This window comes from Actinosynnema sp. CA-299493 (genome assembly GCF_050946825.1).
In the GTDB taxonomy this organism is placed as follows: Bacteria; Actinomycetota; Actinomycetes; order Mycobacteriales; family Pseudonocardiaceae; genus Actinosynnema.
In genome coordinates this window covers 7,190,587-7,209,247 of the sequence record NZ_CP191993.1, presented here as the reverse complement: position 1 = coordinate 7,209,247, position 18,661 = coordinate 7,190,587, and the positions used below count along the sequence as shown (strand labels likewise).

Here is an 18,661-nt window from a genome sequence, read left to right as displayed (position 1 = left end):
TCTCCTTGATCCTCAGGGGAGTGCGACCGTACGGCGAGGGTGACCCGACCGATGTGCTGATCCGCGACGGCGTGATCGCCGCGATCGGGTCCGTGGACGAAGAAGGCGCGGACGTCGTCGAGGGGAACGGCGCGGTCCTGCTGCCCGGCTTCGTCGACCTGCACACCCACCTGCGCGAACCCGGCCGCGAGGACACCGAGACCATCGCCACCGGCTCGGCCGCCGCCGCGCTGGGCGGCTACACGGCGGTGTTCGCCATGGCCAACACGAGCCCGGTCGCGGACAACGAGGTCGTCGTCCAGCACGTCGCCCGGCGTGGCCGCGAGGTCGGCCTGGTCGACGTGCACCCGGTCGGCGCGGTCACCGTCGGCCTGGAGGGCGTGCGGCTCGCCGAGCTGGGCACGATGGCCAAGGCGGGCGTGCGGGTGTTCTCCGACGACGGCCACTGCGTGCACGACCCGCTGATCATGCGGCGCGCGCTGGAGTACAGCAAGGCGCTCGACGTCGTCATCGCCCAGCACGCGGAGGAGCCCCGGCTCACCGCGGGCGCGCAGGCGCACGAGGGCGAGCAGGCCTCCCGGCTCGGGTTGCCGGGCTGGCCCGCCGCCGCCGAGGAGTCGATCGTGGCCCGGGACTGCCTGCTGGCGCGGCACGCGGGCGCCCGGCTGCACGTCTGCCACGTCTCCACCACCGGCACGGCCGACGTGCTCAGGTGGGCCAAGGCCCGCGGCACGGAGGTCTCCGCCGAGGTCACGCCGCACCACCTGCTGCTGACCGACGAGCGGCTGGCGACCTACGACCCGGTGAACAAGGTCAACCCGCCGCTGCGCACGCCGGCCGACGTGCGGGTGCTGCGCGAGGCGCTCGCCGAGGGCGTCATCGACTGCGTGGCCACCGACCACGCGCCGCACGCCGTGCAGGACAAGGACACCGAGTGGTCCGCCGCCCGGCCCGGCATGCTGGGCCTGCAGACCGCCCTGTCGATCGTGGTGGAGACCATGGTCCGGACCGGGCTGCTGGACTGGCGCGGCGTGGCGCGGGTGATGAGCGAGCGGCCCGCCGAGATCGCGGGCCTGCCCGACCAGGGCCGGCCGATCGAGGTCGGCGAGCCCGCGAACCTCGCCCTGGTCGACCCGGACGCGACCTGGACGGTGCGCGGCGCGGAGTTCGCCAGCATCGCGGCCAACACCCCGTTCGAGGGCATGGAGCTGCCCGGCGCGGTGGTCGCGACGCTGCTGCGCGGGCGCGTGACGGCCGTCGGCGGAAGGATCGTCGGATGACGCGCGTGCTGCTCTCCCTCGCCGTGCTGGCGATCTTCCTGCTGTGCCTGTACGGCATGTGGCACGGCTGGCGGCGGCGCGCCCGCCGGCAGGCCGAGGTGCTGCCGGCGTTCCCGCGACCGCCCGCCGAGACCGGCGCGACGATGCTGGAGACGACCGGCGTGTACGTCGGCACCACCATCGGCGACGACTGGCAGGACCGGGTCGCGGTCGGCGACATCGGCCACCGAGCCGAGGCGACCCTCAGGCTCACCGAGAACGGCGTGCTGGTGGAACGCACCGGCGCGAGCGCGCTGTGGATTCCCGCGGCGCAACTCGACGGAGCCCGCACGGCCCGCGGCCTCGCGGGCAAGGTGATGACGGCGGACGGCCTGCTGGTCGTGCGCTGGCACCTCGGCGACCGGGTGTTCGACACCGGGTTCCGGGGCGACGACAAGGACGTGTACGAGCAGTGGGTGCAAGCGCTGGGAGGCGACTCATGACGAACGCGGCACTGGTGCTGGAAGACGGCCGCGTGTTCCGCGGTGAGGCCTACGGCGCGGTCGGCGCGAGCCTGGGCGAGGTGGTGTTCTCCACCGGCATGACCGGGTACCAGGAGACGCTGACCGATCCGTCCTACCACCGCCAGATCGTGGTGCAGACGGCGCCGCAGATCGGCAACACCGGCTGGAACGACGAGGACGACGAGTCGGGCCGCATCTGGGTCTCCGGCTACGTGGTCCGCGACCCGGCCCGCGTGCCGTCCAACTGGCGCTCCACGCGCCGCCTGGACGACGCGCTGGCCGAGCAGGGCGTCGTCGGCATCTCGGGCGTCGACACCCGGATGCTGACCCGCCACCTGCGCGAACAGGGCGCGATGCGCGCGGGCGTGTTCTCCGGCGACGACCTCGGCAGCGTCGAGGAGATGCTGGACCGCGTCCGCAGCGCGCCCGCCATGGTGGGCGCGGACCTCGCGGGCGACGTGACCACGGCCGAGCCGTACGTGGTCGAGGCCGTCGGCGAGCGCCGCCTCACCGTCGCCGCGCTCGACCTGGGCATCAAGTCCAACACGCCGCGGATGATGGCCGCCCGCGGCATCGAGGTGCACGTGCTGCCGCTGACCTCGACCGCGGACGACCTGGTCGCGGTGAAGCCGGACGGCGTGTTCCTGTCCAACGGCCCGGGCGACCCGGCCACCCAGGCGCACGCGGTCGAGCTGACCCGGGCCGTGCTCGACCGGCGGATCCCGCTGTTCGGCATCTGCTTCGGCAACCAGATCCTCGGCCGCGCGCTCGGCCGCGACACCTACAAGCTGCGCTACGGCCACCGGGGCATCAACATCCCGGTGATCGACGTGGCGACCGGCAAGGTGGCGATCACCGCGCAGAACCACGGGTTCGCGCTGGAGGGCGAGCCGGGCGAGGAGTTCACCTCCGACTTCGGCCGCGTGCTGCTGAGCCACTACTGCCCCAACGACGGCACGGTCGAGGGCGTGCGCGCCTTGGACGTGCCCGCCTTCAGCGTGCAGTACCACCCCGAAGCCGCGGCCGGTCCACACGACGCCGCACCGCTGTTCGACGAGTTCGTGACCATGATGGGCGAGGGCCGCTGACCATGCCGAAGAGGACTGATCTCAAGCACGTGCTCGTCATCGGCTCCGGCCCGATCGTCATCGGCCAGGCCTGCGAGTTCGACTACTCCGGCACCCAGGCGTGCCGGGTGCTGCGCGAGGAGGGCCTGCGGGTCTCGCTGGTCAACTCCAACCCGGCGACGATCATGACGGACCCGGAGTTCGCCGACGCCACCTACGTCGAGCCGATCACGCCGGAGTTCGTGGAGAAGGTCATCGCGGCCGAGCGGCCGGACGCCATCCTGGCCACGCTGGGCGGCCAGACCGCGCTGAACACCGCCATCGCGCTGCACGAGCGCGGCGTCCTGGAGAAGTACGACGTCGAGCTGATCGGCGCGGACATCGACGCCATCCAGCGCGGCGAGGACCGGCAGATCTTCAAGGACCTGGTCCGCAAGATCGGCGCGGACGTGCCGCGCAGCGCGGTCTGCAAGACCATGGACGACGTCCGCGCGACCGTGGCCGACCTGGGCCTGCCGGTCGTCATCCGGCCGTCGTTCACCATGGGCGGCCTCGGCTCGGGCATGGCGCACACCCCGGAGGAGCTGGAGCGGCTGGCCGCGAGCGGCCTGGCCGAGTCCCCGGTCACCGAGGTGCTGATCGAGGAGAGCGTGCTCGGCTGGAAGGAGTACGAGCTGGAGCTGATGCGCGACCGCAACGACAACGTGGTCGTCGTCTGCTCCATCGAGAACATCGACCCGATGGGCGTGCACACCGGCGACTCGGTGACCGTGGCGCCCGCGATGACGCTCACCGACCGCGAGTACCAGCACATGCGCGACGTCGGCATCGCGGTCATCCGCGAGGTCGGGGTGGACACCGGCGGCTGCAACATCCAGTTCGCCATCAACCCCCGGGACGGCCGCATGGTCGTCATCGAAATGAACCCGCGCGTCTCCCGCTCGTCCGCGCTGGCGTCGAAAGCGACCGGTTTCCCGATCGCCAAGATCGCCGCGAAACTCGCCATCGGCTACACCCTGGACGAGATCCAGAACGACATCACCGGGGAAACGCCGGCCAGTTTCGAACCGACGCTGGACTACGTCGTGGTGAAGGTGCCGAGGTTCGCGTTCGAGAAGTTTCCCGGCGCGGACAGCACCCTCACCACGACCATGAAGTCGGTCGGCGAGGCGATGTCCATCGGCCGCAGCTTCGTGGAGGCGCTCGGCAAGGCGTTGCGCTCCATGGAGACCAAGGCCGCCGGCTTCTGGACCACCCCCGACCCCGACGTGACGCTGGAGTCCACTCTGGACGCCCTGCGCGACGGCCACGACGGACGCCTGTACACGGTGGACCGCGCGCTGCGCCTCGGCGCGACGATCGAGCAGGTGCACGAGGCGTCGCGGATCGACCCGTGGTTCATCGAGCAGCTGGCCTGGCTGGTCGACCTGCGCGGCGAGATCGAGGACGCGCCCGTGCTGGACGAGCGCCTGCTGCGCAAGGCCAAGCGGGCGGGCCTGTCCGACCGGCAGGTCGCCGCGCTGCGCCCGGAGCTGGCCGGCGAGGACGGCGTGCGCTCGCTGCGCCACCGGCTGGCCGTGCGGCCGGTGTTCAAGACGGTGGACACCTGCGCCGCCGAGTTCGCCGCGAAGACGCCCTACCACTACTCGGCCTACGAGCTGGACCCCGAGGCCGAGAGCGAGGTCTCCGAGCAGCGCGACAAGCCGAAGGTGCTGATCCTCGGCTCGGGCCCGAACCGGATCGGGCAGGGCATCGAGTTCGACTACTCGTGCGTGCACGCGGCCATGGCGCTGCGCGAGGCCGGGTACGAGACCGTGATGGTCAACTGCAACCCGGAGACCGTCTCCACCGACTACGACACGGCGGACCGGCTGTACTTCGAGCCGCTGACGTTCGAGGACGTGCTGGAGGTGTTCCACTCCGAGCAGCGCTCCGGCACGGTCGTGGGCGTGATCGTGCAGCTCGGCGGCCAGACCCCGCTGGGCCTGGCGCGGCGGCTCGAGGCCGCGGGCGTGCCGATCGTGGGCACCCCGCCGCACGCCATCCACCTCGCCGAGGAGCGCGGCGCGTTCGGCCAGGTCCTCGCCGACGCCGGGCTGCCCGCCCCGAAGTACGGCATGGCCACCTCGTTCGCGCAGGCCAAGGCCATCGCCGACGAGATCGGCTACCCGGTGCTCGTGCGGCCCTCGTACGTGCTCGGCGGGCGCGGCATGGAGATCGTCTACGACGAGGAGACCCTCCAGGGCTACATCCAGCGCGCCACCGAGGTCAGCCCGGAGCACCCGGTGCTGGTCGACCGGTTCCTCGACGACGCCATCGAGATCGACGTGGACGCCCTCTACGACGGTGACGAGGTGTTCATCGGGGGTGTGATGGAACACATCGAGGAGGCCGGCGTGCACTCCGGCGACTCGGCGTGCGCCCTGCCGCCGATCACGCTCGGCGAGTCCGACGTCGAGGCGGTCCGGCGGTCCACGCTGGCCATCGCCGAGGGCATCGGCGTGCGCGGCCTGCTCAACGTGCAGTACGCGCTGAAGGACGACGTGCTGTACGTCCTGGAGGCCAACCCGCGCGCCTCGCGCACCGTCCCGTTCGTCTCCAAGGCCACGGCGGTGCCGCTGGCCAAGGCCGCCGCCCGGATCATGCTCGGCGCCACCGTGGCCCAGCTGCGCGCCGAGGGGCTGCTGCCCAAGACCGGCGACGGCGCCAAGCTGCCGCCGCACGCGCCGGTCGCGGTCAAGGAGGCCGTGCTGCCGTTCCACCGGTTCCGCACGCCGGAGGGCAAGGGCGTCGACTCGCTGCTCGGCCCGGAGATGAAGTCGACCGGCGAGGTCATGGGCATCGACGTGTCCTTCGGCATGGCCTACGCCAAGTCCCAGACCGCCTCCTACGGCTCCCTGCCCACGTCGGGCCGGGTGTTCGTGTCGGTGGCCAACCGGGACAAGCGGGCCATGATCTTCCCGGTCAAGCGGCTCGCCGACCTGGGCTTCGAGGTGCTGGCCACCGCGGGCACGGCCGAGGTGCTGCGCCGCAACGGCATCCCCTGCACGGTCGTGCGCAAGCACTTCGAGGGCGCCGACAACATCGTGGACGCCATCCTCGCGGGCACCGTCGACATGATCATCAACACCCCGTACGGCAACCACGGCCCGCGCGTGGACGGCTACGAGATCCGCACCGCGGCCGTGGCCAAGGACATCCCGTGCGTGACCACGATCCAGGGCGCGGCGGCGGCCGTGCACGGCATCGAGGCCGCCATCCGCGGCGACATCGGCGTGCGGCCCCTCCAGGCGCTCCAGGCGGCCCTGCGGGGTGACGAGTGAGGTTCGGCGCGCGGATGGCGAAGGCGGTCGCCGAGCACGGCCCCCTGTGCGTGGGCATCGACCCGCACCCCGGCCTGCTGGCGTCCTGGGGCCTCTCCCAGGACGCCGCGGGGCTGGAGCGGTTCGCGCTGACGTGCGTGGAGGCGTTCGGCGGCCACGTGGCGCTGGTGAAGCCGCAGGCGGCCTTCTTCGAGGCGCACGGGTCACGAGGCGTGGCGGTGCTGGAACGCGTCGTGGCGGACCTCAGGGGCAGCGGCACGCTCGTGCTGGTGGACGCGAAGCGCGGCGACATCGGCTCCACCATGGCCGCGTACGCCGCGGCGTACCTCGCCGAGGGCTCCCCGCTGGCCGGCGACGCGGTCACCGCGTCGCCGTACCTCGGCTTCGGATCGCTCGACCCGGCGCTGGAAGCCGCCGCCGCGAGCGGTCGCGGAATATTCGTCCTCGCGTTGACTTCGAATCCCGAGGGCGCCTCCGTGCAGCGCGCCGTGGGGCCCGACGGGCGTTCCGTGGCGCAGTCGGTGGTGGACGCCGCGGCCCGCGCGAACGCCGGTCTCGACCCGCTCGGCGACGTCGGTCTCGTGGTGGGCGCGACCGTCGGCGACCACCGGCTGGACCTCTCCGACCTGCACGGATACGTCCTCGCGCCGGGGTTCGGGGCACAGGGCGCGACCGTCGCCGACCTGCGCGCGGTGTTCGGGGCGGACCTGCGCGGGGTGCTCCCGGCGTCCTCCCGGGACGTGCTCAGGCACGGCCCCGAAGCCGCAAAGTTGCGGTCGGCGGCGGACGCCGTGCGGCGCTCCCTGGAGATGTGATCACGATCAAATCGCGACACGCTTAACGTGGTCCGCTCACCTGCGCAAACGTTCCCTGGTACGGTCCTGGCCACCGACAGGTCCACCACTCATCGAGTGCATACCACACACGGCGTGCGCAAGGCGTTACCGGTGGCGGTGATGGGCTTGTTGGTGGGTGTTGGTACTACTACCACCCGCCGCAACCACTCCAGCGCTGAAAGATTCACCTGACTGGGACCCACGTTGTACCCAGGCAATTGCGCTCGGTACGGTCGCGGCACCGATCCAGAATTGAAATTCCCACACCACGGAGGAAATCGTGGCCCTTCCCCAGCTTACCGAGGAGCAGCGGGCCGCAGCGCTGGAGAAGGCTGCTGCCGCTCGTCGCACTCGGGCTGAGCTCAAGGAGCGCCTCAAGCGTGGCGGCACGAACCTGACCGACGTGCTGAAGGCCGCCGAGAGCGACGAGGTCCTTGGCAAGATGAAGGTGTCCGCGCTGCTCGAGGCCCTTCCGGGCGTCGGCAAGGTGCGTGCGCAGCAGATCATGGAGCGCCTTGAGATCGCTCCGTCCCGTCGGCTGCGCGGTCTGGGTGAGCGGCAGCGCAAGGCGCTGCTCACCGAGTTCAGCGGCGAGTGAGTGATGGCACCGGGGTGGGGTCGGGCGTTCGCGCCCGGCCCCGCCTCACCGTTCTGTCCGGGCCGTCCGGCGTCGGCAAGTCCAGCGTGCTGGCCGAGCTGCGCCGGATGGAACCGGAGATCCACTTCAGCGTCTCGGTGACCACGCGGAAGCCGAGACCGGGCGAGGTCGACGGGGTGCACTACCACTTCGTCGACACCGCCGAGTTCCGCGAGATGGTCGCCAGGGGCGAGCTCCTGGAGCACGCCGAGTTCGCGGGCAACTGCTACGGCACCCCCAAGGCGCCGGTGGAGCTGGCCCTGGCGGCCGGCACGCCGTCCCTGCTGGAGATCGAGCTGCAGGGCGCCCGGCAGGTCCGGGTCGCGATGCCGGAGGCCCGGCTGGTCATGCTGGCCCCGCCGTCGTGGGAGGACCTGGTCGGTCGGCTGACCGGCCGCGGCACCGAGGACCCCGCCGTCGTCGCCCGCCGGTTGGAGATCGCCAGGGAGGAACTGGCGGCCGAACCGGAGTTCGACGAGGTCGTGGTGAACGACGACGTGCGGTCCGCCGCCGCGAGCTTGCTAAACTTGGTGGTCGGCCCGGTGCCCGACGCGTCAGCACGCGCGTCGCGAGGCGCGGGACGACCCGCAGACCCACCCCTGAACCGCAGGAGCGTTGACGAGTGACCACGCACACCGAGCTGGGCCCGCTCTCGGGTACTCCGGAGGGCATCACCAACCCCCCGATCGACGACCTCCTGGAGCAGGTCAGCTCGAAGTACGCGCTGGTGATCTACGCCGCCAAGCGCGCGCGCCAGATCAACGACTACTACGCGCAGCTCGGCGAGGGCCTGCTCGAGTACGTCGGCCCGCTGGTCGAGCCGGGCCCGCGCGAGAAGCCGCTGTCGATCGCGCTCCGGGAGATCCACGCGGGTCTCCTCGAGCACACCGAGGGCGAGTGACCGAGGCCGTCGCCGCCCCCGACCGCCCCGACGTGATCCTCGGGGTGGGCGGGGGCATCGCCGCGTACAAGGCGTGCGAGGTGCTGCGCCGGCTCACCGAGTCCGGTCACGACGTGCGCGTCGTGCCGACGGAGGGCGCGCTGGAGTTCGTCGGCGCGGCCACGTTCGAGGCGCTGTCCGGCCGGCCCGTGCGGACGGGGGTGTTCGAGGACGTCCCCTCGGTGCCGCACGTGAAGCTGGGGCAGAACGCCGACCTGGTCGTCGTCGCGCCCGCCACGGCGAACCTGATCGCGAAGGCCGCCCACGGCCTGGCCGACGACCTGCTCACCAACACGCTGCTGACCGCGCGCTGCCCGGTCCTGCTCGTGCCGGCGATGCACACCGAGATGTGGGAGCACCCGGCGACCCGGGCCAACGTGGCGCTGCTGCGCTCGCGCGGCGTGATCGTCGCCGAGCCCGCCAGCGGCAGGTTGACCGGCAAGGACACCGGCAAGGGCAGGCTGTCCGAGCCCGCCGAGATCGTCGACCTGGCCCGGTTGCTGCTGGCGCGCCCCGACGCGCTGCCGCGCGACCTGGAGGGCGTGCACGTCGCCGTGTCGGCGGGCGGCACGCGCGAGCCGCTCGACCCGGTGCGCTTCCTGGGCAACCGCTCGTCCGGCCGGCAGGGCTTCGCGCTGGCCAGGGTCGCCGCCCAGCGCGGGGCACGGGTGACGCTGGTCGCCGCGCACACCGCGGACCTGGTCGCGCCCGCCGGGGTGGACGTCGTGCGCGTCGGCTCGGCGCTGGAGCTGCGGGACGCGATGCACGACGTCGCCGCCACCGCCGACGTCGTGGTGATGGCCGCGGCCGTCGCCGACTTCCGACCGGTGGACCTGGTCCAGCACAAGATCAAGAAGACCGATCGCGATCCCGACCCGGTCGCGCTCACCCGCAACCCGGACGTCCTGGCCGAACTGGTCGCCGCGCGGCGGCCGGGCCAGGTCGTCGTGGGGTTCGCGGCCGAGACCGGGGACGCCGACACCGGTGTGCTCGAGTACGGTCGCGCGAAGCTCAAGCGCAAGGGCTGCGACTGGCTCGTCGTCAACGCCGTCGGCGACGGCCGCGCCTTCGAGGTCGAGGACAACGCCGGCTGGCTGTTGTCCGCCGACGGCGCGGAGACACCGATCCCGCACGGCTCGAAGGCACGGCTGGCGTCCGCATTGTGGGACGCCGTCGCCCCTGCCGTCGAACGGTGACCCTCGCGCCCGAGCGCTCAGTAAGCTCGAGACCATTCGCAGATCGATAGTCGGATCCATAGTTAGGGAGTGTCGTGAGCCAGCACAGCAGCAGGCTGTTCACCAGTGAGTCGGTGACCGAAGGGCACCCCGACAAGATCTGCGACGCCATCAGCGACTCGATCCTCGACGCGCTGCTGGCGAAGGACCCGCGCTCGCGCGTGGCGGTGGAGACGATGGTCACCACCGGCCAGGTGCACGTGGCGGGCGAGGTCACGACCGACGCCTACGCCGACATCCCGTCGATCGTGCGGGACAAGATCGTCGAGATCGGCTACGACTCGTCGGCCAAGGGCTTCGACGGCTTCTCGTGCGGCGTGAACGTGGCCATCGGCTCGCAGTCGCCCGACATCGCGCAGGGCGTGGACACCGCGTTCGAGAAGCGGGTCGAGGGTACCGAGGACGAGATCGCCAAGCAGGGCGCGGGCGACCAGGGCCTCATGTTCGGCTACGCCTGCACGGACACCCCCGAGCTGATGCCGCTGCCGATCGCGCTGGCGCACCGGCTGTCGCGGCGGCTGACCGCGGTCCGCAAGGACGGCACGGTGCCCTACCTGCGTCCCGACGGCAAGACGCAGGTCACCATCGAGTACGCGGGCGACCAGCCGGTGCGGCTGGACACCGTCGTGGTGTCCACGCAGCACGCGGACGGCATCGACCTGGAGAAGCTGCTCGGCGTCGACATCCGGCGGCACGTGGTGGCCCCCGAGGTCGACGCGCTCGGCCTGGACACCTCGGACGTGCGGCTGCTGGTCAACCCGACCGGCCGGTTCGTCATCGGCGGCCCGATGGGTGACGCCGGCCTGACCGGTCGCAAGATCATCGTCGACACCTACGGCGGCATGGCGCGGCACGGCGGCGGCGCGTTCTCCGGCAAGGACCCGTCGAAGGTGGACCGGTCCGCCGCGTACGCGATGCGCTGGGTGGCGAAGAACGCGGTGGCGGCGGGCCTGGCCACGCGCATCGAGGTGCAGGTGGCGTACGCCATCGGCAAGGCCGCCCCGGTCGGTCTGTTCGTGGAGACCTTCGGCACCGAGACGGTCGACCCGACCAAGATCCAGCAGGCGATCGCCGAGGTCTTCGACCTCCGCCCGGCCGCGATCATCCGCGACCTGGACCTGCTGCGCCCGATCTACGCCCCGACCGCCGCGTACGGCCACTTCGGCCGCACCGACGTCGACCTGCCGTGGGAGAGCACGGACCGGGCCGACGCCCTCCGCGCCGCGGCCGGCGCCTGACCGACCGCCGCACCGCCCGCACTCCGCAGGGGTCCCCGCTCAGGGGGCCCCTGTTTCGTCGTCGCCGGGTGCGCGACGGCGAGCGCGCCAGGTGACATCACGGCGGTCACCCGGCCGTGATCTTGCTTGGTTCGAACTGTTGTTCGATAATGGGGTCATGACTGCACGGTTCGCGACGCGGCACCGGGTTGCGGGTGGCCGCCCCGGTCTCTGGTAGACCTCCACCCGTGGCGGGCGAGGCGACTACCAGGCGCGGCGAGCGGGTTCCCGCCGCCTCGCTGCCGGTTGCCCGCGTGTGCGTGGACGTGCCGCTGGCGCACCTCGACCGGCCGTTCGACTACCAGGTGTCGACCGAGCAGGACGCGGACGCCGTGCCGGGCTGCCGGGTGCGGGTGCGGTTCGCGGGCCAGCTGGTGGACGGCTACCTGCTGGAGCGGGCGGAGTCCTCGGAGTACGGGCGGAAGCTGACGTTCCTGGACCGGGTGATCTCGCCGGAGCCGGTGCTGTCGCCGGAGGTGGCGGAACTGGCGCGGGTGGTCGCCGACCGGTACGCGGGGTCGTTGATCGACGTGCTGCGGATGGCGATCCCGCCCCGGCACGCGCGGGCCGAGGCCAAGCCCTCCGACGAGCTCGCGCCGCCGCCCGGCGCGCCGTCGGACGAGGGGTGGGCGCGCTACCCGTTCGGACCGAACCTGCTGGACGCGCTGCGGTCCGGCCGGGCCGCGCGGGCGGTGTGGCAGGCGCTGCCGGCCGAGGACTGGCCCGCCCGGCTGGCCGAGGCGGCGGCGTCGGTGGCCAGCACGGGCAAGGGCGCGCTGGTGGTCGTGCCGGACCACCGCGACCTGGCCCGGCTCCAGCGGGCGTGCGCGGCGCTGGTGGGCGAGGCGGGCGTGGTGGCGCTGTCGGCCGACCTCGGGCCGTCCGAGCGGTACAAGCGGTGGCTGGCCGTGCGGCGGGGCGCGGTGCGGGTGGTGCTGGGCACGCGGGGCGCGGCCTTCGCGCCGGTGCGGGACCTCGGGCTGGTCGCGGTCTGGGACGACGGCGACGACCTGCACTCCGAGCCGAGGATGCCGTACCCGAACGTGCGCGACGTGCTGGTGCAGCGCTCGCACCTGACCGGCGCGTCGCTGCTGGTCGGCGGCTTCGCCCGGACCGCCGAGGCGCAGCTGCTGGTGGACAGCGGCTGGGCGCACGAGGTGGTCGCGGCCCGCGACGCGCTGCGGGCCGTGGCGCCGCGGGTGGCGGCGGTGGGGGAGAGCGAGTGGCAGGAGGTCAAGGACGCGGCGGCGAGGTCGGCCAGGCTGCCGTCGATCGCCTTCGACGCGGCGCGGGCCGCCCTGGCCGCCGACACCCCCGTGCTCATCCAGGTGCCGCGGCGCGGGTACGTGCCCGCGCTGGCCTGCGGTCAGTGCCGGTCACCGGCCCGGTGCCGCCGGTGCGCGGGCCCGTTGGCGCTGCCGGGCGGCACCCAGGACGGCGTGCCGAGGCCCGCCTACTGCCGGTGGTGCGGCGCGACGGAGGCGGCGTACCGCTGCCCGAGCTGCGGTTCGCGCAGGCTGCGCGGCCAGATCATCGGCGCCCGCCGCACGGCCGAGGAGCTGGGGCGCGCGTTCAGCGGCGTGCCGGTCCGCACGTCGGGCGGTGACGAGGTGCTGGCCGAGGTGCCGGGCGGCCGGTCCCTGGTGGTGGCCACGCCGGGCGCGGAGCCGTTCGCCCCGGGCGGCTACGGCGCGGCCCTGCTGCTGGACGGGTGGGCGTTGCTCGGCCGGGCCGACCTGCGGGCGGCGGAGGAGGCGCTGCGCCGGTGGATGACGGCGGCGGCCCTGGTCCACGCGGCCGGGCGGGTGGTCGTGGTCGCGGACTCGTCGCTGGCGCCGGTCCAGGCCCTGGTCCGGTGGGACCCGGTGTGGCACGCGCGGCAGGAACTGGCGGCGCGGGCCGAGCTGGGCTTCCCGCCCGCCGTGCGGATGGCGACCGTGGACGGCGCGCCGGACGCGCTGGCCGGTGTCCTGGAGGAGCTGGACCTGCCGCCGACGGGGGAGGTCCTGGGCCCGGTGCCGCTCTCGGAGGACAAGGAACGCGCCCTGGTCCGGGTGTCCAGGGCGGAGGGCCGCGCGCTGGCCACGCTGCTGGCCGACGTGCTGGCCGTGCGCAGTGCCCGGAAGGAGCCGGACGTGGTGCGGGTCAAGCTCGACCCCCTCGAAGTCCTCTGACGTCCGAACCGACACGGCGGCTCCCTGGTGGTTCTGCTTCGCGCCGAGGTGGAGTAGAAGGGAACGATGCTCCGGTCGACTGTCGCCAGCGTCCTCGCCTCACTCCTCGTCGCACCTCTCCTGCCCGCCACCGCCTCCGCCTCCGCCGACCCGCCACGCGTGCCCGAAGCGGTCGGCTCCGGCGGCGTCGTGTCCAGCGTCGACCCCGACGCCTCGCAGATCGGCGTCGACGTCCTGCGTCGCGGCGGCAACGCGGTGGACGCCGCCGTCGCCGTGGCCGCCGCGCTGGGCGTCACCGACCCGTTCTCGGCCGGCATCGGCGGTGGCGGGTTCCTCGTGCACTACGACGCCCGCACGCACCGCGTGTCCACAGTGGATGGACGGGAGACGGCGCCGGCCTCCGCCGACGCGAACCTGTTCGTCGAGAACGGCGTCGCCATCCCGTTCGCCGAGGCCGTGACCAGCGGGTTGTCGGTCGGCGTGCCGGGCACGCCGCGCACCTGGCAGCAGGCACTGCGGCAGTGGGGCACGTGGTCGCTCGACCAGGCCGTGCGGCCGGCGGAGGAGCTGGCCCGGCGCGGCTTCACCGTCGACGCCACGTTCAACCGGCAGGTCACCGACAACGCCGGCCGGTTCGCCGACTTCACCTCGACCAGCGCGCTGTACCTGCCCGGCGGCGCGCCGCCGGCGGTCGGCAGCACGTTCCGCAACCCCGACCTCGCCGACACCTACCGCCGGCTGCGCCAGGGCGGCACGTCGGCGTTCTACCGGGGCGAGGTGGGGCGCGACCTGGTGGCGGCCGTCCGGCAGCCGCCGGTGAGGCCCGGCGCCACCCGTGAGGTCCGGGCCGGTGACATGACGGCGGCGGACCTCGCCGGGTACCAGGCGCCGCTGCGCGAGCCGACCCGCGTCCGCTACCGCGACCACGACGTGTTCGGCATGGCGCCGCCCTCGTCCGGCGGCACGACCACCGGCGAGGCGTTGAACATCCTGGAGACCACGGACCTGGGCGCGGAGGACCCGGTCCAGTACCTGCACCGGTTCCTGGAGGCCAGCCGGCTGTCGTTCGCCGACCGCAACCGGTGGGTCGGCGACCCGGCGTTCAGCGACGTCCCGACCAGGGAACTGCTGTCGCAGCGCTTCGCCGACAGCCGGGCGTGCCTGATCTCGCCGACGGCGGCCATGCCCGGCCCGGTCGCGCCGGGCGACCCGCGCGAGCCGACGCCGTGCGGTGCCGGCGGCGAGCCGGTCGCCACGCCGTACGAGGGCACGGACACCACGCACCTGACGGTCGCCGACCGCTGGGGCAACGTGGTCGCCTACACGTTGACCATCGAGCAGGAGGGCGGCAGCGGCATCGTGGTGCCGGGTCGCGGGTTCCTGCTCAACAACGAGCTGACCGACTTCTCGTTCACGCCGGTGACGCCGGGCGTGCCGGACCCGAACCTGCCCGGCCCCGGCAAGCGCCCGCGCTCGTCCATGTCACCGACGATCGTGCTGGAGCACGGCAAGCCGGTGCTGGCGCTCGGCTCGCCCGGCGGCGCGTCCATCATCACCACCGTCCTGCAGGTGCTGACCCGGCGACTGGACCGCGACACGCCGCTGGTCGAGGCCATCGCCGCGCCGCGCGCGTCCCAGCGCAACGCCGCCAACACCCAGGCCGAGCCCGCGTTCCTGGCGGGCGCGGAGGCGGAGGCGCTGCGCGCGCTGGGCCACCGGTTCGCGTCGACCGCCGAGATCGGCGCGGTCACGGCGGTCGAACGCCTCCCCGACGGCCGGTGGCGCGCGGCGGCGGAGACGTCCCGGCGTGGCGGCGGCGCGGCCCGGGTGGTGTGGCCGACGCGATGACAGGTGGTGTGGCCCCACCCGCCCCTCGGCCGGGTGGGGCCACCCGCGCGTTGCCGGCTCCACGGCCTCCCGCACGGCCTTGGGCAACGCCCCCGCTGTCACGGCCGGTCCCATCCCGGAGGATGAGGCCCTTCCGCTACTCCGAGCGGACGCCCGCCGACGTCACCGGGGCGCACCCTGGAGGCACGCGAGGAGCCGAAGGAGCCGACATGACCACGATCACGACGACCTCCGGTGCGGTCGCCGAGCCGGTGGCCGGTGTGGTGACGCCGGTCGTGACGGCGGCCCGGTTCGTCGGGCACTTCCTGGCCGCGCTGGTCGGCGTCGCCTTCCTCGGCCGTGACCTGGAGCACTGAGCGTGCTTTCGTAGACTGGACCCTCCCCAGGCTTCGAGGAGTGCGCGTGACCGTCCAACCGATCAGGCTGTTCGGCGACCCGGTGCTGCGGACGCCCGCCGTCGAGGTCACCGACTTCGACGCCGAGCTGCGCAAGCTGGTCAAGGACCTGTGGGACACCATGAGCGAGGCGGGCGGCGCCGGGTTGGCCGCGCCGCAGCTGGGTGTCGGCCTGCGGGTGTTCACCTACCACTGCGACGGCTTCGCCGGTCACCTGGTCAACCCGACGTTCGAGGTGGTCGGCGAGGAGGAGCAGGACGGCCCGGAGGGCTGCCTGTCCATCCCCGGCATGTCGTGGGACTGCCGCCGGCACCGGCACGTCGTGGCCAAGGGCTGGAACATGCACGGCGAGCCGATCGAGGTCGAGGGCACGGACCTGCTGGCCCGCTGCGTCCAGCACGAGACCGACCACCTGGACGGCGTGCTGTTCCTCGACCGGCTGGACGACCAGACCCGCAAGGAAGCCATGCGGGCGATCCGGCAGCAGTCGTGGTTCGACGGCGGCGTGCCCGCGATCAAGCAGTCGCCGCACCCGTTGTTCGGCGCCTGATCGCCGCCCCGCCGCGCGGACGGCGGGCGAGGTCGCCGGCAAGTCGACCTCGCGGGCGAGCTGGGTCGGAGGCGCTCTTCTAGACTTGCGGTCCGCGGCGTCGCGGTAGAGCGGTGTCGCGGTAGATGCGAGGAGAGTGCGTGTTCGTCCAAGGAACCAGGCCGTCCCGTCCGAGTCCCGACGTGCGTTGCGGAGGGGTCTGACATGCGGCTGGTCTTCGCGGGCACACCCGAGGTCGCGCTGCCGTCGTTGCGGGCGCTGCTGGAGTCCGGCCGGCACGAGGTCGTGGCCGTGGTGACCCGGCCGGACGCGCCCGCCGGTCGTGGCCGCCGGGTGGAGCGCTCCCCGGTCGCGGCGCTGGCCGACGAACGCGGGATCGAGGTGCTGGCGCCGGCCAAGGCGGGCGACCCGGCGTTCCGGGCGCGGTTGGCGGAGCTGGAGCCGGACCTGTGCCCGGTGGTGGCCTACGGCGCGCTGCTGCCCGAGTCCACCCTGGCGATCCCGCACCACGGTTGGGTGAACCTGCACTTCTCGGTGCTGCCGGCCTGGCGCGGCGCGGCGCCCGTGCAGGCGTCCGTGCGGCACGGTGACGACATCACCGGCGCGACCACGTTCCGCATCGTCAAGGAGCTGGACGCGGGCCCGGTGTTCGGCGTGGTGACCGAGCGGGTGCGCGAGCGGGACACGGCCGGTGACCTGCTCGGCAGGCTCGCCGAGTCCGGCGCCCGCCTGCTGCTGTCCACTGTGGACGGCATCGCGGACGGCACGCTGCGGCCGGTCGACCAGCCCGACGAGGGCGTCAGCCACGCGCCGAAGGTGGCCGTGGACGACGCGCGGCTCGACTTCGGCACGCCCGCCGTCGCGATCGACCGGGTGGCCCGCGCGGTGACGCCGGACCCCGGCGCGTGGGCGGAGTTCCGCGGCGAACGGATCAAGCTCGGCCCGGTGCTCCCGGTCGAGGCGGAGGAACCGCTCGCGCCCGGCGAGATCCGGGTGGAGCGCAAGCGCGTGCTCGTCGGGACGGCCACCGACCCGGTGGCGTTGGGCGACGTGCAGGCGCAAGGCAAGAAGCGGATGTCGGCGACCGACTGGGCGCGCGGCGCCCGGATCGAGGCGGGGGAACGGATTTCATGACCCAGAGGTCTTCGCGTCCATCCCGCCCCCAGCGGGCGCACCCCCCACGCGGGCGCACCGGTCCGGCCCGGCCGCCGGTGGAGGACCCGGCGCGGCAGGCCGCGCTGGACACGTTGCGCGCCGTTCGGCAGCGCGACGCCTACGCGAACCTGGTGCTGCCGGGCATCCTGCGGGAACGTCGGATCACCGGGCGCGACGCGGCCCTGGCGACCGAGCTGACGTACGGGTCGCTGCGCGCGCAGGGGTTGCTGGACGCGGTGCTGGCGGCGTGCACCGACCGGCCGCTGTCCGAAGTGGATGGCGCGGTGCTGGACGCGTTGCGGCTGGGCGCGTACCAGTTGCTGCGCACGCGCATCCCGGCCCACGCGGCCGTCGCCTCGACGGTGGACCTGGTGCGCGCCGACCGGGGTTCGGGCGCGGCCGGGTTCGCGAACGCGGTGCTGCGGCGGGTCACCGGGCAGGACGAGGCGGCCTGGGTCGAGGAGGTCGCGCCGGACGAGGACACCGACCCGATCGGGTACGTCGCCATGGCCAACGCGCACCCCCGGTGGATCGCGCAAGCGTTCGCGGAGGCGCTCGGCAGTCGCGGCGAGCCGTTGCGGGAGGCGCTGGCCGCCGACGACATGCGGCCGGCGGTGCACCTGGCGGCCAGGCCCGGTGAGTGCGGCGCGGACGAGCTGGCCGCGATGACCGGTGGGGAGATGGCGCCGTACTCGCCGTACGGGGTGCACCTGGAGACGGGCTCGGGCGACCCGGGCGACCTCGACCCGGTGCGCGAGCGCTTGGCGACCGTGCAGGACGAGGGCAGCCAGCTGTGCGCGGTGGCGTTGACGCGGGTGCCGGTCGAGGGCCGGGACGAGCGGTGGCTGGACCTGTGCGCCGGGCCCGGCGGCAAGGCCGTGCTGCTGGGGTCGTTGGCCCGGTTGTCGGGCGCGTCGATGGACGCGGTCGAGAAGGCGCCGCACCGGGCGGAGCTGATCAAGAAGGCCATGGGCGACCTGCCGATCGCGGTGCACGTGGCCGACGGCCGGGAGTCCGGGCTGGAGGAGGGCGGGTTCGACCGGGTGCTGGTGGACGCGCCGTGCACGGGGCTGGGCGCGTTGCGGCGGCGGCCGGAGGCGCGGTGGCGGCGGCAGCCGTCGGACGTCGCGCCGTTGGCGAAGTTGCAGCGCGAGCTGCTGACGGCGGCGTTGTCGCTGGTCAGGCCGGGGGGTGTGGTGGCGTACGTGGTGTGCACGCCGCACTTGTCGGAGACCGTGGGCGTGGTGGGCGACGTGGCGCGGCGGACCGGGGCCGAGTGGTTGGACGCGCGGGAGTTCTTCCCGGGCGTGCCGGATCTGGGTGACGGGCCGCAGGTGCAGTTGTGGCCGCACAAGCACGGGACGGACGCGATGTTCTGCGCGATCCTGCGGCGGCCCGTGTGAGTGGTGGCCCGGTGGGTGGTGAGCCGGTGGTCCGGTGG

At 73.5% G+C, this 18,661-nt stretch carries 16 protein-coding genes; all 16 read left to right on the top strand.

Annotated features, from left to right (window positions below; all coding sequences use genetic code 11):
- The first annotated feature begins 5 nt into the window (after positions 1-5).
- The gene (locus ACQPYE_RS30220; protein WP_498716252.1) at positions 6-1,280 is read left to right on the top strand and encodes a dihydroorotase; all 1,275 of its coding nucleotides are present in this window, start codon (positions 6-8) and stop codon (positions 1,278-1,280) included.
- Positions 1,277-1,762, top strand: coding sequence for a PH-like domain-containing protein (locus ACQPYE_RS30215; protein ID WP_498716251.1), 486 nt, complete (start codon positions 1,277-1,279; stop codon positions 1,760-1,762). Before ACQPYE_RS30220 ends, ACQPYE_RS30215 begins: the two co-directional genes overlap by 4 nt.
- A complete protein-coding gene (gene carA, locus ACQPYE_RS30210) occupies positions 1,759-2,871 on the top strand; it encodes a glutamine-hydrolyzing carbamoyl-phosphate synthase small subunit (protein WP_498716249.1) in 1,113 nt (370 codons plus the stop codon). The genes ACQPYE_RS30215 and carA overlap by 4 nt, the downstream gene beginning before the upstream one ends.
- Positions 2,872-2,873: 2 nt before the next feature.
- Positions 2,874-6,173: a carbamoyl-phosphate synthase large subunit gene (gene carB / locus ACQPYE_RS30205; protein WP_498716248.1), complete on the top strand. Its 3,300-nt coding sequence runs from the start codon at positions 2,874-2,876 to the stop codon at positions 6,171-6,173.
- A gap of 14 nt (positions 6,174-6,187) precedes the next feature.
- A complete protein-coding gene (gene pyrF / locus ACQPYE_RS30200; RefSeq protein WP_498716247.1) occupies positions 6,188-6,988 on the top strand; it encodes an orotidine-5'-phosphate decarboxylase in 801 nt (266 codons plus the stop codon).
- 301 nt (positions 6,989-7,289) lie between these two features.
- Complete coding sequence (gene mihF / locus ACQPYE_RS30195; RefSeq protein WP_077005726.1) at positions 7,290-7,607, top strand: integration host factor, actinobacterial type; 318 nt, start codon at positions 7,290-7,292, stop codon at positions 7,605-7,607.
- Complete coding sequence (gmk, locus tag ACQPYE_RS30190) at positions 7,604-8,272, top strand: guanylate kinase (RefSeq protein WP_498716244.1); 669 nt, start codon at positions 7,604-7,606, stop codon at positions 8,270-8,272. The genes mihF and gmk overlap by 4 nt, the downstream gene beginning before the upstream one ends.
- Positions 8,269-8,547: a DNA-directed RNA polymerase subunit omega gene (gene rpoZ / locus ACQPYE_RS30185; protein WP_053721631.1), complete on the top strand. Its 279-nt coding sequence runs from the start codon at positions 8,269-8,271 to the stop codon at positions 8,545-8,547. The genes gmk and rpoZ overlap by 4 nt, the downstream gene beginning before the upstream one ends.
- Positions 8,544-9,782 (top strand): bifunctional phosphopantothenoylcysteine decarboxylase/phosphopantothenate--cysteine ligase CoaBC, encoded by a 1,239-nt coding sequence (gene coaBC / locus ACQPYE_RS30180; protein WP_498716242.1) that lies wholly within the window; start codon positions 8,544-8,546, stop codon positions 9,780-9,782. The genes rpoZ and coaBC overlap by 4 nt, the downstream gene beginning before the upstream one ends.
- A gap of 74 nt (positions 9,783-9,856) precedes the next feature.
- Positions 9,857-11,059 carry a methionine adenosyltransferase gene (metK, locus tag ACQPYE_RS30175; RefSeq protein WP_498716241.1) on the top strand — a complete coding sequence of 401 codons (1,203 nt, stop codon included), beginning with the start codon at positions 9,857-9,859 and terminating at the stop codon, positions 11,057-11,059.
- 227 nt (positions 11,060-11,286) lie between these two features.
- Positions 11,287-13,272: a primosomal protein N' gene (locus ACQPYE_RS30170; RefSeq protein WP_498716240.1), complete on the top strand. Its 1,986-nt coding sequence runs from the start codon at positions 11,287-11,289 to the stop codon at positions 13,270-13,272.
- Between the two features lie 66 nt (positions 13,273-13,338).
- Positions 13,339-15,120 (top strand): gamma-glutamyltransferase, encoded by a 1,782-nt coding sequence (gene ggt / locus ACQPYE_RS30165; protein ID WP_498716238.1) that lies wholly within the window; start codon positions 13,339-13,341, stop codon positions 15,118-15,120.
- Between the two features lie 209 nt (positions 15,121-15,329).
- Positions 15,330-15,476, top strand: coding sequence for a hypothetical protein (locus ACQPYE_RS30160; protein WP_498716236.1), 147 nt, complete (start codon positions 15,330-15,332; stop codon positions 15,474-15,476).
- A 46-nt stretch (positions 15,477-15,522) separates the two neighbouring features.
- Positions 15,523-16,065 (top strand): peptide deformylase, encoded by a 543-nt coding sequence (def, locus tag ACQPYE_RS30155; RefSeq protein WP_498716234.1) that lies wholly within the window; start codon positions 15,523-15,525, stop codon positions 16,063-16,065.
- Between the two features lie 204 nt (positions 16,066-16,269).
- Entirely contained in the window at positions 16,270-17,199 is a 930-nt protein-coding gene (gene fmt / locus ACQPYE_RS30150) for a methionyl-tRNA formyltransferase (protein ID WP_498716232.1), read from the top strand.
- Positions 17,196-18,623 carry an RsmB/NOP family class I SAM-dependent RNA methyltransferase gene (locus ACQPYE_RS30145; protein WP_498716230.1) on the top strand — a complete coding sequence of 476 codons (1,428 nt, stop codon included), beginning with the start codon at positions 17,196-17,198 and terminating at the stop codon, positions 18,621-18,623. Before fmt ends, ACQPYE_RS30145 begins: the two co-directional genes overlap by 4 nt.
- The last annotated feature ends 38 nt before the right edge of the window (positions 18,624-18,661 follow it).